The organism is Geomesophilobacter sediminis (assembly GCF_016458275.1).
In the GTDB taxonomy this organism is placed as follows: Bacteria; Desulfobacterota; Desulfuromonadia; order Geobacterales; family Geobacteraceae; genus Geomesophilobacter; species Geomesophilobacter sediminis.
The window spans coordinates 1-14,126 of the sequence record NZ_JAEMHM010000008.1 but is presented as its reverse complement, the minus strand read 5'-3'; the positions used below and the strand labels follow the sequence as shown (position 1 = coordinate 14,126).

Sequence of the window (14,126 nt, the reverse complement as noted above, 5' to 3'; positions counted from 1 at the left end):
CAGGCATTAGAGGGCACAACGGATAACCTCAGAGCCAAATCCCCCCCCGCCCCCTTTGCCAAAGGGGGCGGGATCATAGGACGGACCTTCTTTTGGGGGAAAATTTCGAAATAAAAGAAGGGCCGCTCCCCGGGAGCGGCCCTTCTTGCGTGTGGCCAATATGCTGCGCCCTTACGAGCGGGAATGAAGACTGCGCCCATCACCCCGATGGGCCTCGGCTTGAATCATGCAGCCAACCGCTGCGGTCAATCGCGCCTGGAAAGGCGCTCCCACAGGGCAAGCGTCCCATTACCTATTGAGCCATCCTGGCTTCCTCGAAGCAAAAAGGCCCTCCCCCCCTTTCGCCGTGCGGCACAAAAGGCAGCGATACCGGCGATCAGCGGTGCCGCAGCGACCGCAAAGGTGACGTAGCCGCTCTCGGTCCACTCCCCCAGGATGAAGTACGGGATCTGGACCCGGTAGGTGAGCAACACCGCCCAGCAGAGCACAATGCCGGCCGGTCCGCCGCAAAAGGGAAGGAACCCCGCCAGCCAGAGGGCGTACCAGGGCTGCAGGGTCGGGGTCAGCACGAGAAACGCGAAGGCGACGCAATAGCAGCTCTCCACCCCTGCAAGAGCACGGTCCCTCTCCCCAGCCGCCTCGCACCTTCCGACCTGAACGCGCCAGGTGACGATGGCGACGGTAGCGGCAAAGGCCCCGATCAGAAAAAGTCGGGCGGCCGGCCCGGAGCCGAGAACCCCGCGCAGGACGGTGAAGGCGCCGCCGGCGAATTCCCAGTTAAGGGCGTACTGCTTCAGGCTGAAAACTAGGTTGGCCAGATCGGGAAGAAACGCGGCAATCAACAGCCCCATGGTGGTGACAAAGGTAGCGGCAAACACGGGACGCCACCGCCGGGGCACCAGCAGGATCAGCACCGGGGTCAGCGCCAGGGGGAAAAGCTTCACCAATGCCGCTACGGCCGCCAAAGCCCCCGCGCCGGCGTAGCGCCACCACCGGCACCGCGCGCCATCCCCCCCTTCGGGGAGCAGCAACAGCAGCGCCGCGGCCGTCAGCGCCACCCCCGCCCCGTCCACATGGCCGGAGCCCGCGATCTCCAGGACCGGGAGCGGATTCCAGGCATAGAGCACGGCGCGCCCGGCGGGCAGACCGACCCGTTGCAGCAGCACCAGCAGCGCATAGCAAAACAGAAGATCGAGCGCCACCAGCACGGCTTTCAGCGCGACGACCGAGGGGTGGAGCGCGGCCCCGGCCGCGAAGATGAGTTGGGCCGCCGGCGGGTAGATGGTGGGGAACTGGGGATGGTTGATCCTCGAGTGGATCTCCCTGAGCTCGTCGCTAGGGGTGACGGCGCCGGGGGCATGGGCATAGGGATTCACCCCGGCCACGGTCCGCGTCTCGTCCCAGACGTAGCGGTAGACGTCGTCGGAAAGTTGCGGGGGATGGAAGAGGAACATCAGCCGGAGCAGGAGAGCGACCGCCAGTATCGCCACCGGGGAACGGGGGACCGCTATCGGTCCGCAGACCGCGGCGGCCAGGGCAACCGTTACGACCGCGGTTACCCCGATGAGTAGCGGAACGCAAAGACGCAACTCAGGCTGCAGCGCCAGCAGCGCATGACCGCCCAGCACCAGGAGCGGGATGCCCCACCGCACCACCCCCCGGCCCGGCGCCACCCGAAAATCGGTCACCCGCGCGACCCCATCGGCACTACCTCCCTGAGGTCTTTGGCCAGTACCAGGGCAAAGCCGAACGGAAAAAGCAGGAACAGGGGGATGGCGAACCAGGTCTGGCGCTGCCAGGCAAAGAGCACCGGAAGCAGGCAATAGCAAAGGAGTGCCGCGTTCATGATGACATAGCGCACGCTCTTTTGGTGGTAAAGCCAGGCCAGGCCGGGAACCCTCTGGCGACCGGTCACGCCGAACTTGGGAGTCCGCTCGAACTCCCCGCCGCGGCGAAAGATCCCCTTCACCACCGAGAGCGCGATGCTCGGCGCAAGCCCGATGGTAAGCACGGGGAGCAGGAGCAGGTGCCGCAGCGAGACGGTTCGGTTGCGCCAGGCATAGAAGAAAAAATAGCCCATGATGGCGCCGCTCGTGGCCAGGAACAGCGGCAGGTCCAGACGGAGCATCTGGTGCAGCCCGATCCCGACCCGCCAGGTGACCGCCGGGTAGAGGGTGAGCATCACCACCATCCCCATCAGCCAGTACAGGTTCGTCGTCAGGTGGGCGACCGCCTCCAGCTTCACGGCAACCGGGAGCGGGCTGGCGAGCAGGCGCGGCAGGATCTTGCGGGCGGTCTGGATCGATCCCTTGGCCCAGCGCTGCTGCTGGCTGCGCAGCGCCGCCATGGTCACCGGAAGTTCCGACGGCACCTCGCATTCGTCGCGGTAGACGAACCGCCATCCCGCCAGCTGCGCCCGGTAGCTCAGATCCAGGTCCTCGGTCACGGTATCGGACTGCCAGCCGCCCGCGGACTCGATCGCGCTCCGACGCCAGACTCCGGCGGTTCCGTTGAAGTTGAAAAAGAGCCCGCGCAGGTACCGGACCTTATGCTCGATACCGAAGTGCGGGCCGAGCAGCAGGGACTGGATCGAGGTGAACCAGGAATGGTCCGCGTTGCAAAAAGACCAGCGGGTCTGGACCATGCCGACGCCGGGGTCGCGGAACCAGGGGATGGTCTGCTTCAGGAAATGCCGGGGCGGGATGAAGTCGGCATCGAAGACGGCCAGGAATTCCCCCCGGGCCAGGACCATTCCCCGGGCGAGCGCCCCCGCCTTGTACCCTTCCCGGTTCTCCCGGCGCACCACGTCGATCGCGACACCCTGCTCCCGCCAGAAAGCCGCGCGCAGCTCGACCAGGGCGCGGGTGTCGTCGGTGGAATCGTCCAGGACCTGGATCTGGAGCCGGTCCCGGGGCCAATCCAGCCCGGCGGCGGCATCGAGGAGGCGCTCCGCCACGAACCGCTCGTTGTAGAGAGGGAGCTGGACGGTCACCAGCGGCGCCTCAGCGGCCGGAAAAGGGTCCGGGGCAACCGGTTCCGCGGCCGAGTAGCGGAGCAGGGAGCGGATCAGCCAGATCCGGTGCCCCCCGTAGAGGCAGAGGGTGAACAGCGCCAGGAAATGGAGTGCGGTGAGGAGCTCGGTTACTGCGGTGGGCATGCCAGGGAGCCTTTCCTTGTCGGTGTTTCCTTACGCACTGAGGCGGAGCCTCCGCAGCCGGAACCGTGTCCCGCAGTGCAACTGAAGCAGTGCTCCGCCATCCGGATCGGGTTTCCCGACCGGACCGCCTCCGCCAGCTCGGCAACCCGCAGCGGGGCTCCGTCGATACCGCGCAGGGGGAGCCCGGCGGCGAGATTGAAGTCGCAGTTGTAAAGGGTCCCGTCCCAGCCGATGCTGATCAGGGTCCGGCACATGATGCCGGGGGCGGCGTCGGGGTTGAACCGCTCCGCCAGATGGGCGAGGTAGCGCTGGTAGGCCCCGGTTTGCTCCAGGCTGACGCGGTAACGCCCCAGCGGGACGTTGTTCATGCAGTGCAGGTGGTTGAAGCTGATGCCGAACCGCTCCCGCAATTCCTGCCGATAGGCTTGTTCCAGCGTCTCCCGGGCCGCGGCGACCGCAGTACCGCCGGGATTGTAGACCAGGTGCAGCTCCCGGTCCTTGCCGTACCCCTTTTGGTTCAGCCGCGTGAGCGCCTCGATGCTCGCCTGGTATACCCCCCGTCCCCGCTGGGCTTCCACGTTCTCCAGCTCGTAGCAGGGAAGCGACGCCATCACCACCAGGTTCTGCTCCCGGTAAAAATCCGGCAGCCACTCCATCCCCTTTTCCAGGGCAATCGAGAGGTTGCTGCGGATGATCCGGCGCGCGGCAAGCCCCGCGGTCGCTTCGACCAGGTGCCGGAAATGCGGGTTCAGCTCCGGGCAGCCGCCGGTGATGTCCAGGGTGAGTCCGGGATGCCGTTCCAGGTAGCGGACCACCTGGTCGATGACTTCCCGCCCCATGATCCGCGTCCCGGTGGGGGATGCGCTGTGGTGGCAATGGATGCAGCTCAAGTTGCACCGGTCGCCGAGGTTGACCTGCAGGGTCTGCAGGCGCTCGAAGCGGGTCAGGCCACTATCGATGGCGCGCAGTTTCTCTTGGAATACTTGCATTTACTCGTTCACCTCCGGTTCCGGGCAGTCGCACGGGGTTCCCAGCTGCTTTTCCTCGAAGAGGTAGCGCTCGGGACGCCAGTTCACCAGCCGTGCGGAACCATGCGTTCCTTCTACGTCCTCACCGCTGACCAGCCAGAACTTCCGGGTCCAGTTTTCCCACCTGCCGCGCAGCGCCAGGCGGCCGCGGTCGTCGCTCGTCCCCCGGGCCAGCACCTCCGCCTGGGGCGGACGATCGGCGTAGCGGATCAGGGCGTAGCGCGAACGGGGGGCAAGCCCCTGGGCGGCCAGGGTAAAGTCACCGGTCGAGGCGCGGTAGAGGAGATTGCCGTTGGCGCCCCCTTTCACCACGGTCCAGGAAGACGGGTTCTTGGCGAAAAGGAGCAGGCGCTTTTTGCCCGATTTGGCTGGGGCGGTCGGGGGTGGCTCGGCGTTGGCTATGGTGGTCAGGGCCAGGAGCAGGGCCGATGCGATCGCGAGGGTTGCAACGCGGTATCGGAGCGCATCCTCACCCCTAGCAGCCCTCTGCATCCAGCCTCCACAACCCCCATCCTCACCCTGTCCGTCGCAAACTCGCGCTTTCGCGCGCGACCCTTGAAGGAGAGGGGACGTAAGGGCACCTCTCTGGGCAGCAATCATGGTTTACACGTCCATTCTTTTACTGGCCGGAGCGCTTTTCCCAGGCGGCCCAGCTTCCTTTGTAATTGCGGCCGTCGGGGAGGCCGGCGAGTTGATAGGCGGTCCAGGCATAGGCCGAGCGGACCCCGCCCAAGCAGTAGAAAACGACCGGTTTCCCCGAATCGACGCCATGCTTGGCCAGCAGCCGTTTCAGCTCCTCCCGGGAAAGGGGGTGCCGGTCTTTGCCGGTGTAGAAGTCGTCCCACGGGATGTGGATCGCCCCCGGGATCTTGCCGCGGATCCATTCCAGCGTGGAACGGGTGTCGATGAGGGTGAAGCCGCCGTTGTTTCTCTGGACATCCTCGGTGGAGACGATGTACTGGGGCTTCAAATCGACATGGTAGCGGGCTTTACCCGGAAGCGGTTTCTCCGCCCCCTTGGCAAGCGGAAGGTTATGTCCCTGCCACGCCTGGATTCCCCCCTTCAGGAGGCGGATCGGCCCCTTGTGTCCCAGCCAGGAGAATAGCCAGCTGGCATAACCCTCTCCCCCCCAGCTCTGGTCGGCGTCACCGTAGATGAGCAGCGGCGTCTTCTCGTCGATCCCGAGCCGGCTGAGCGTCGCGGCGAGTTCCTGGGGAGGGAGCGAGCTGTATTTCACCCCCCTGGCATCGGTGCGGGTAAAGCTATCCCAGGAGAACGGGATCGCTCCGGGGATATGCCCGGCCTGCCAGTCGCCTTTCGGGCGGGCGTCGAGGATGACGTAGCGCGAGGCAGTCCCCTTGGCGGCGTTGACGTCGATGAGGGCAAGATCGGCAGCGAAAGCCGAGGCTGCGAATAGGGCAAGGAGCAGGAAGGCGAGCGCGAAGAAGGTGGCCTTCCTGCCTGAGGTTCGTGTGTACTGTCGAGATGAATGCATTTGACCTCCTGTTTCAAGAAAGAAGGACCCCTGCCCCAAGCAGAGATCTCAGTTAGTGACGTTGCCGGCGCTTTGCCTTGTAGGAGCGACATTCCTGTCGCGATCCACCTCCCTATAAAGGAAGGCAGCTGCTCCCTGTGGGAGCGCCTTCCCAGGCGCGAATAACCGCAACCGAAGTTACCGCCTCCGGCGGTTCGCGCCAGGAATGGCGCTCCCACAGAATCGGTCAGCGATCCACCTCCATATGTAGGAAGGCAGCTGCTTACCCTGTGGGAGCGCCTTTCCAGGCGCGAATGGGTCCGTTCCCTTGTAGGAGCGACATTCGTGTCAGCGATCCACCTCCCTATGAAGGAAGGCAGCTGCTTACCCTGTGGGAGCGCCTTTCCAGGCGCGAATGGGTCCGCCCCTGTAGGAGCGACATTCTTGTCGCGATCCCCCCCACACAAGGAAGGCAGCTGCTTACCCTGTGGGAGCGCCTTTCCAGGCGCGAATGGGTCCGCCCCTGTAGGAGCGACATTCTTGTCGCGATCCCCCCCACACAAGGAAGGCAGCTGCTTACCCTGTAGGAGCGCCTTTCCAGGCGCGAATAACCGCAACCGAAGTCACCGCCTCCGGCGGTTCGCGCCAGGAATGGCGCTCCCACAGGTAAGGGGGCTTCTTGCGTAATGGGTGGGCGGGACCAAGCCCCCCTGCGGTTTCGATCCAGCCGAAGCGATCGGTAGTTCAATCCGCCGGGGCCACGCCGGGCGCCAATGCGGGCTCGACCGCAGCCGGCTCCCGCAGATCGCGCAGCAGCTCCCTGGCTATCACCGAAAGGATGATCGTCCCGGCCCGGACGGTTCCGCTCACCGTCCGGCTGATCTTGGACTTCCCGGCCCGCCGTGGATAGTACGGCACCGGTATTTCCGCGATCCTGAGCCGCCGCTTCACGGCCCGCACCTGCATCTCCACGGTCCACCCGAAATTCTGATCGGCCATGGAGAGCCGTTCCAGCGCCGTCCAGCGGATCACCCGCATCGGTCCCAGGTCGGCAAACCGATGCTTCCAGATGAACCGGATCAGCCCGGTGGCGAGCAGGTGCCCGAAGCGCTGCTGGAGGCTCAGTGCCTGCCGTACCGCGGGAACCCGTGCCCCAAGCACCAGATCCTGCTCCCCTTTGACGACCGGCGCGATCAAAAGCGGCAGACAGGCGAGGTCGTCGCTCCCGTCGGCGTCGACGAAGGCGACCAGATCGGGGGGATCGCTCCGGAGCGCCGCCAGCCCCGCCAAGCACGCTCTGCCATATCCGGCGGCCGGCTCGTGGACCACCTCGGCACCGCAGGTCCGCGCCACCGCCGCGGTGCCGTCGGTCGATCCGTTATCGACCACGACCACCCTGGAAAATACCGAGGGGAGCCCTTGCAATACCCCCGGCAGGGTCAACTCTTCGTTGCGCGCCGGAATCACCAGCGCTATGTCGGTACCGGCGGCACTCACTCCTGCCCCGCCTCCACGGCGGTGCGGCCTTTGATCTTCCGGTAGGCCACCGGCAGCAGGGACACCAGGGCGATCAGCACGATCCCCACCAGAGCCGTCGGCGATACTTTCCCGCTGATCAGTCCGAGCAGCGAGCTGGAGAAAACTATGTACGCGATGCAGGCCGGCAGCATGCACACGAAGGTCGCCACAAGGTACTGCAGGAAGGAAACGCTGGTCAACCCGAAGGCGTAGTTCAAAAGGTTGAAGGGAAACGCCGGGATGAGCCGGGTGAAGGCGACCACTTTCCAGCCGTGCTGGGCCACCTCGCGGTCGAGCTTGTCCCACCTCGGTCCGGTGAGCTTCGCGGCCACCCAGTCCCGGGCCACGTATCGTGCCACGAGGAAGGCAAGGGACGCCCCCGCGGTGGCCCCCACGATGGTATAGACCACGCCCCAGACCGGTCCGAACACGATTCCGCCGACGATGGTGATCGGAAGCCCCGGCAGGAACAGGACCGGAGCCAGCGCATAGAGCAGGACGTAGGCGGCCGGAGCGAGCGCGCCATAGCTCCCGATCAGGGCCTGAAGGCGTTCCTGCTGAAGGTACTGGGTCCCCCCGGAAAGCTGGACCGCGGCCACCGCGGCGATGAGCAAAAGAGCCGCGAGGATCGGCTTCCAAGGGCCTCGTGCCGGCTGGCCCGGCTGTGGATTACGTTCTTTAGTCACGGCAAATCCCTCCTTCCGTTTGAACGATCGTTTCAAAAGCAGACGGTTTACGTAGGTGAACGGCGCGGCGGCTCCCTTCTTGCGCCCCGCCAGGGTTTGCTCCGGCGCAAAGAGGAGGTCCACCAGGTGGTCGGTCGAGGTGTACCGGCCCAGCCCCTGGACGCAGCCGGCGCAGTAGGTCACCACCCAGCGCCCCGCTGCCTCTTCTTTACGAAGCTCCCCCCAGCTGGCCGCCAGTTCCGGGTTCAACATATCGACGGCGCCCCCCTTGCCGCAGCAGACCGTCCGGGTGCCGGAATGCGCCATCTCCTCGATGGCCACCCCCTGGCGTCGGAGCAGGTTGCGCACCGCCTGGTGGGTGGCCGGGAAGTTCCGCACCACGCAGGGGTCGTGCACCGTCACCACGCCGTGCGTCGGGGTGGGCTCGAACCCCGCGGCATCCAGCGCTTCCCAAACCGTCTTTACCTTGAGCCCGGCGCCGAAGGCGGCGAACATCGCCTGGCAGTTCGGGCAGGCAACCAGCACCTCCCGGACCCCGGCCTCGATAAGCCATTGGCGCAACTCCGAAAACATGGTATCGACCTGCCGCTCGCGCCCCAGCATGTGCGAGGGCTTCATGCAGCAGTCGAAGACGATCCCTGCCGTCGGCTCCGCCTTTTGCAGCGCGGCGAAGATGTTGCGGACGCCGTCGGGACGGGTACCGGCAAGGGAGCACCCGGGAAAGAAGACGGTGCGACACCCCTGCGGCAGCCGGTAGAGCGTGAAGCGCGGCGAGGTTCCCAGCCGTTCGTAGGTAACCAGGGGGCGGTGCTCCGGGAAAATCCCCTCCCCGCGCTCCACCGCGTCGCGCCGCATCTCCAGGAAGAAGGCATCGAGTTCGAGCCCCTCCGGGCACTGCGTCTCGCACAGACCGCACAGGCTGCATTCGAAGCTGCGCCTTACCGTTTCCGGATCGGACCGGTCGTAGGTCTCGGCAAGGCGCTTCGGGGTCCCGTATTTTTGCAGAAAGGCACAGTCCCTGGTGCAGGCACCACACGACGTGCACCCTTCGCGGACCTGGTTCAGCCGTTGGTCAAGCGCCTGTCCGGCCCGGCCGGGTATGGGATGGGAAGTAGCCATGGCTTACCTCTTCACGGGTTCTTGACGAAGATGCCGACGCTGTAGGTGGCGCCGGCGGCCGTGTTTTGTCCGTAGAGCGAGGGAGTGTAGGTAGCCTCGACGCCCCAGTTCTCGGTGATCTTGTAACCCAGGGCCACCTCCAGCTTGCCGAGGTCGAAGTTGTTGGTGGCGGTCGGGTTGCCGTTGCCGTCAAGCATCTTCCCGTTGTCCACGCTCAAGGTGCCGTCGAGCTTGGTGCGGGCGTAGAGCGCACGGGTCAGATCGACGCCGAACTCCACCAGGTAGCGGATTTCGTCGGACGGATCCCCCGCCCGCCACCGGTAACCGAACTCGAGGTTCGCGTAGCCGGGGACCGCCGGATAGAGGGAGCGGCCGTAGAGCAGGCGCAACTCCGTGTCATACTGGCCGTTTCCGAGCGGGAGCTGGTCGGTCTTGCTGTAGGCTCCCGGGATCTTCACCAGCAGCTGGCTGGATACGATCCCCCCCTTCGGGCTGTCGATCAGCTTGTATTTCACCCCCAGGTCGACGTCTCCCAGGCCATCGCCGCGGGTGACCGTGGCATCGTACTCGTTGCGCAGCCATTTGTAGGTGAGGGAGTTGATGACGGTGAGGCGATCGGTAATGCCGTACTCCAGGTAGTTGGTCAGGTTGCGGTCGTGGAATTTCCCGTCGAGCGCCGAGTTGGAACGCTTGCCGTCGGAGCCGAAACTCTCGTCGGAATAGTAGTAATTGAAGGAGAACTTGTCGTAGTAGCCCCCCTTGGCTTCGGTCCAGGCGCCGGCCCGGGACGGGGTAGCGGTCGACGCAAGGAGCGCCGCCGCGGCAAAAACTGTCAGAAAGGTACGTAACATGATGCTTTCCTCATTCCATGTGCTGATTCGCCATCTGCGACAAGGCCGTTACCTCCCTCGCCCTCAGGGAGAGGGTCGGGGTGAGGGTGGGGTTTCCAAGCTGGCCCTTCCGCGCGCTCCTGAAGGAGAAGGTACGTTGGGCAAGAACCTCCCTCCCAGCCGGGAGGGAGGCCTTGACTGAAGTGACGCGCATATCCAGGTGACGCCCATCAGCTTTCTTTTGTGTTACGGCCCGCTGATCCGGCCGTCCCCGGTAACCACCGGGTAGAGGGTGTTGTCCTGGATGGACCACTCGTTCCAGGAACCGTCGTAGTTGTAGACGTTCTGGTAGCCGAGGCCGAGCTGGATCAGCGTATAGACGCCGGAGCGGAAGCCCCCTTCGCAATGGTTGTAGATCGTCTTGTCCGGGGTGATGCCGAGGCTGGTGAAGTGCGCCTGGATGTCGGTGGCGCTCTTAAGCACCTTTACGTTGCGCCCGGACTGGAGGCTGCTGGCCACCGGCTGGCCGGTAGTCGGGTTGATGTAGTCGGTGAAAACGTCGGATTCGTAATCGCTGAACTTGGCATAGGGAATGTGCCCCGGCCGGGCTCCAGCGTTGGTGCTGTAAACAAAGGGGGTGCTGCTCAGGCTCCAAGTCCCGGTGGAGGCGGCTCCGGAGGTCACGGTCGTGGCGACCCCGGTGTACTCGCTGGGGGTGCGCACGTCGGAGATGACGTATCCGGCTTTGGTATGGTTCCCGTTGGCGGTGTCGATCACGGCCGCGACGTCGGCTTTATTGACCCGGAAGAGGTTGACGGCGCCGATCTTGTACGGCTTCGCACTCGGCGTCGGGGTTACCGCGGTGGTGCTCAGGGCGCGGCCGTCAACGTCTTTCCACTTGTCGATGCCGCCGTCGATGGCGTACGCCTTGGCGTGGCCGTAGCTCTTCAGCACCCAGACCACCCGCGGCCCGTAGGAGGAGGTGTCGTTGTCGTAGGAAACGACGGTGGTGTCCGGGGTGATGCCGTTTCGGGTCAGAATGTCCACCAGTTCCGCCTGGGTCGGGATGTCGTAGGCGATCTTGACCGGGTTGCCGCTGCCGTCGACCTTGTACGAGCCGGTCGCCGGGTCGATCACGTTGCGTGCGAAGTAGAACTGGGTTCTCGGGATGCTGATGGCTCCCGGGATGTGCCCCGCGGCGTAAGCTGCCGCCGAACGGGTGTCGACGATGACGAAATTGGCGTCGCTGGCATGAGCGGCGACCCAGTCGGTCGACTTGAAGTAATCCGAGAGCTGGGCGGTGGCGGCCGGCGTGGTGGCCGCCGAGGCGGCGGAGCTGTTGCACCCGCTAAGGAGCGCGGTCGCAGCGGCGCTTACGGACAGGGCGAGGACGGCAATGAGCAGTTTGATCTTCATAGGCAGGTCTCCTTTCTGGTTCGAGCCCCAAACCATTGCGGCCGGGGGTAGTTACCAGAAAAAAAAAGAGGTCAAGGAATCAGAGCGAAAACGCTCAATCCTTGACCTCCAGTTTTTCTGGTCAGTCGTGGTTTCGGTTTCGGAAGCGGCGGTCAGCGCCGTTCGTCGTGGTGCCAATCTACAAAAAGCAATCTGCAAAGTCAATAATAAAATTGTTGGTCTATCTTTTTAGTATTTTTATAGCCCCCCTTCACCGCTCAGAAGAGCCTCAACACTGGCAAATTCATGGAAACGGCCCAGCGCCTCGCCGTGTCGCGAATATTGATTTTCGTGACAAAATTATATTATATTGTCACGAAAGCGATTTTTTATGACAAAAGGATTTCTCGTGCCTAAGCATAGTGCAGAACAAGAACTGAGGCAGATCGAGCAACAGCTCGCGTCGTATCCACAGGGAATCGGTATAAGCGACCTGGAAAAGGTCCTTTCCGCAGCGGGAATGGTATTGAATCGGCGGTCCCTTTTGCGGCGCCTTGGCGTGCTCATCGAGAGCCACCGCATACGCGCCACGGGACTATTCAAGGGACGCGTCTATTGGCCCCAGGTTCCAGAGTTGGCCAAGATCACGGAGCCGGGAGACTCGCTTATTCCCCTCTCCGAGGCCGGACGCGCGGTTCGCAGTTATGTCAGCCAACCGATTCAGCGTCGCGAACCCGTCGGCTATAAACGCGACTTCCTCATCTCCTACCCCCAGTCCGGCCCCTATCTTGACGACGCCATCCGTTCCCATCTGCATCAGATCGGCCGTTCCCACCAGGGAGTTTTACCCGCCGGCACCGTGGCCCGGCAGGTAATGGGAAGGTTGCTTATTGACCTCTCCTGGGCGTCCAGCTATCTGGAAGGCAATACCTACTCCTTACTGGAAACGGAGCGTCTGATATCTTTCGGCCAGGCGGCAGAGGGGAAGAATGCGCTGGAGACCCAGATGATCCTGAATCACAAACAGGCCATCGAGTTTCTTGTAGAGTCGGCCGAGGAGGTCAGTTTCAACAGGTACTCCATTCTGAACCTCCACGCGCTGCTGTCGGACAACCTCCTCCCCAACCCGCAGGCCTGCGGCATGCTGCGTCAGATCGCCGTCGGCATCGGTGGATCGGTCTACACACCGCTGTCTACCCCGCAACTTCTTAACGAATACTTTCAGCGGTTTCTTGACATTGCGGCTGCCATTTCCGACCCCTTTGAGCAATCGTTCTTCGCTTTGGTGCATCTCTCCTATCTGCAACCGTTTGAGGATGTCAACAAACGGGTGGCACGTCTCTCGGCTAACATCCCCCTCATCAGCAACAACCTCTGTCCGCTCTCCTTTATTGACGTGCCAAAACGAGCCTACGTCGAGGGGATCCTTGGGATTTACGAGCTGAACCGCATAGAACTCTTGCGCGACATCTTTGTCTGGGGGTACGAACGGTCGGTCAAACGCTACCTGAGCACCAGGGAAGAGTTGGGGGAGCCCGATCCGTTCCGCCTAAAGTATCGCTCCGCCTTGATCGAGGTTATCCGCAACGTTGTCGTCAACGCTTCTCCAGTGCCTCTGGATGTCGACAGATGGACCGCGGAACACATCCCGAACCAGGATCGGCTACGCTTCGTCACCCTGGTCCAGGCGGAATTGAACGGCCTGCACGAAGGCAATATCGCACGGTTTCGTCTGCGGCCATCGGAATTCAAGGCGTGGCGGGAAAAATCATAAACTCTCTCTTATTTAAGGGCTGAGAGCCGTTTCTCATGGAAGATGATCGAGGTCAGATGTGAGCGTTGGAAAGATCCTGTACGACAGATTTTTCCCCAACAGGACACCATGCCGAAAGGCGGCCTCGGCAATCTAATAGAAAGAGGCAAGAAAGGCCGGGAACAGCGAATTCGTAGACGAGGAGTTTGTATCTTATCCGGACCAGTGGGCGTTTCTTTCAGCGATCAAGAGATTGTCGGAGGATGACGCGAGATCGCTGTCGCCCAGTTGTGCCAAGGGAACGATCTGGGCTTGCTCAAACCGGACGAGGAAGAAGATCAAAAACCTAGGGAAGGAGTCGAAGCCAGCTTGACGACGGCGGACTTCCCTCAGCGGAATCATCGACATGGCGCATGATAAGACGACTGATGGGGACAATTGAAAAAGGCCCCCGGGCCTGTAAAATCCTTTGTGTAAATGGCCATTTTCGGTTAGAACCCACTCGACAGGAGGGAGCCGATGGCCAGTGTAGATGAATTGCTTGATGCTTTGATGAAGGACTGCAAGAAACCCGAAGAGATTGTTGGCGAAAACGGTCTTCTGAAACAGCTGACTAAGCGTGTCCTGGAGCGGGCCATGCAGGTCGAGATGACAGATCATCTCGGCTACGAGAGGCATTCCCCAGACGGTAATAACAGCGGTAACTCACGTAATGGAACCTACAAGAAGACGGTGAAAGGTGAGTTTGGCACGCTTGAAGTTACCGTACCACGGGACCGAAACGGAACTTTTGAACCAGTAATCCTTCCGAAAGGGCAGAGCCGCTTTACCGGCTTTGACGACAAGATCATCTCCATGTATGCCCGCGGGATGACGACACGTGATATTCTGAGCCATCTTCAAGAGATGTATGGGGTAGAAATATCGCCGACCCTCGTTTCGCAGGTGACTGATGCCATCGCAGATGAAGTAAAACAATGGCAGAATCGGCCGTTGGATGAGGTTTACCCGATCGTGTACCTGGATGCAATCAGGGTCAGAGTCCGGCACAATGGACATGTTATTAACAAGGCCGTCTACCTCGGCATAGGCATCACAGCTGAAGGGATCAAGGAGATCCTTGGGATGTGGACTGCCGAGAATGAAGGTGCCAAGTTCTGGCTTCA

Annotated in this window: 12 protein-coding genes and 1 pseudogene; 4 read left to right on the top strand and 9 right to left on the bottom strand. The window is 62.7% G+C overall.

The window, feature by feature from the left end; all coding sequences use genetic code 11:
* Window positions 1-245: 245 nt before the first annotated feature.
* The 9 genes from JFN93_RS10570 to JFN93_RS10530 form a co-directional block, all read right to left on the bottom strand.
* Window positions 246-1,688 carry a glycosyltransferase 87 family protein gene (locus JFN93_RS10570; RefSeq protein WP_199384047.1) on the bottom strand — a complete coding sequence of 481 codons (1,443 nt, stop codon included), beginning with the start codon at window positions 1,686-1,688 and terminating at the stop codon, window positions 246-248.
* Entirely contained in the window at window positions 1,685-3,157 is a 1,473-nt protein-coding gene (locus tag JFN93_RS10565) for a glycosyltransferase family 2 protein (RefSeq protein WP_199384046.1), read from the bottom strand. The genes JFN93_RS10570 and JFN93_RS10565 overlap by 4 nt, the downstream gene beginning before the upstream one ends.
* Window positions 3,142-4,146, bottom strand: coding sequence for an arsenosugar biosynthesis radical SAM (seleno)protein ArsS (gene arsS, locus JFN93_RS10560; protein WP_199384045.1), 1,005 nt, complete (start codon window positions 4,144-4,146; stop codon window positions 3,142-3,144). The genes JFN93_RS10565 and arsS overlap by 16 nt, the downstream gene beginning before the upstream one ends.
* Entirely contained in the window at window positions 4,147-4,677 is a 531-nt protein-coding gene (locus JFN93_RS10555; protein WP_199384044.1) for a hypothetical protein, read from the bottom strand.
* Between the two features lie 127 nt (window positions 4,678-4,804).
* Entirely contained in the window at window positions 4,805-5,680 is an 876-nt protein-coding gene (locus tag JFN93_RS10550) for a sulfurtransferase (protein WP_199384043.1), read from the bottom strand.
* A 723-nt stretch (window positions 5,681-6,403) separates the two neighbouring features.
* Window positions 6,404-7,156: a glycosyltransferase family 2 protein gene (locus JFN93_RS10545; RefSeq protein WP_199384042.1), complete on the bottom strand. Its 753-nt coding sequence runs from the start codon at window positions 7,154-7,156 to the stop codon at window positions 6,404-6,406.
* Complete coding sequence (locus JFN93_RS10540) at window positions 7,153-8,982, bottom strand: VTT domain-containing protein (RefSeq protein ID WP_199384041.1); 1,830 nt, start codon at window positions 8,980-8,982, stop codon at window positions 7,153-7,155. The genes JFN93_RS10545 and JFN93_RS10540 overlap by 4 nt, the downstream gene beginning before the upstream one ends.
* 11 nt (window positions 8,983-8,993) lie before the next feature.
* Window positions 8,994-9,833: a hypothetical protein gene (locus JFN93_RS10535; protein ID WP_199384040.1), complete on the bottom strand. Its 840-nt coding sequence runs from the start codon at window positions 9,831-9,833 to the stop codon at window positions 8,994-8,996.
* 225 nt (window positions 9,834-10,058) lie between these two features.
* On the bottom strand, window positions 10,059-11,228 hold the full coding sequence (locus JFN93_RS10530) for a sulfurtransferase (RefSeq protein WP_199384039.1): 1,170 nt from the start codon (window positions 11,226-11,228) through the stop codon (window positions 10,059-10,061).
* Here JFN93_RS10530 and JFN93_RS10525 point away from each other — a divergent pair.
* The 4 genes and pseudogenes from JFN93_RS10525 to JFN93_RS10515 form a co-directional block, all read left to right on the top strand.
* Window positions 11,209-11,460 carry a hypothetical protein gene (locus JFN93_RS10525; protein WP_199384038.1) on the top strand — a complete coding sequence of 84 codons (252 nt, stop codon included), beginning with the start codon at window positions 11,209-11,211 and terminating at the stop codon, window positions 11,458-11,460. The genes JFN93_RS10530 and JFN93_RS10525 overlap by 20 nt on opposite strands.
* 156 nt (window positions 11,461-11,616) lie before the next feature.
* On the top strand, window positions 11,617-12,981 hold the full coding sequence (locus JFN93_RS10520) for a Fic family protein (protein ID WP_328753842.1): 1,365 nt from the start codon (window positions 11,617-11,619) through the stop codon (window positions 12,979-12,981).
* Window positions 12,982-13,135: 154 nt separating this feature from the next.
* Window positions 13,136-13,333, top strand: a pseudogene (locus JFN93_RS26090) (hypothetical protein); the annotation flags it as partial.
* Between the two features lie 146 nt (window positions 13,334-13,479).
* The coding region (locus JFN93_RS10515; RefSeq protein ID WP_199384036.1) for an IS256 family transposase at window positions 13,480-14,126 on the top strand (647 nt) is incomplete at its 3' end.

Bases quoted from the DNA above. Each gene is read 5' to 3' on its own strand.
- JFN93_RS10565 (WP_199384046.1), bottom strand. From the start codon at position 3,157: ATGCCCACCGCAGTAACCGAGCTCCTCACCGCACTCCATTTCCTGGCG.
- arsS (WP_199384045.1), bottom strand. From the start codon at position 4,146: ATGCAAGTATTCCAAGAGAAACTGCGCGCCATCGATAGTGGCCTGACC.
- JFN93_RS10555 (WP_199384044.1), bottom strand. From the start codon at position 4,677: ATGCAGAGGGCTGCTAGGGGTGAGGATGCGCTCCGATACCGCGTTGCA.
- JFN93_RS10550 (WP_199384043.1), bottom strand. From the start codon at position 5,680: ATGCATTCATCTCGACAGTACACACGAACCTCAGGCAGGAAGGCCACC.
- JFN93_RS10540 (WP_199384041.1), bottom strand. From the start codon at position 8,982: ATGGCTACTTCCCATCCCATACCCGGCCGGGCCGGACAGGCGCTTGAC.
- JFN93_RS10535 (WP_199384040.1), bottom strand. From the start codon at position 9,833: ATGTTACGTACCTTTCTGACAGTTTTTGCCGCGGCGGCGCTCCTTGCG.
- JFN93_RS10525 (WP_199384038.1), top strand. From the start codon at position 11,209: ATGAGCAGTTTGATCTTCATAGGCAGGTCTCCTTTCTGGTTCGAGCCC.
- JFN93_RS10530 (WP_199384039.1), bottom strand. From the start codon at position 11,228: ATGAAGATCAAACTGCTCATTGCCGTCCTCGCCCTGTCCGTAAGCGCC.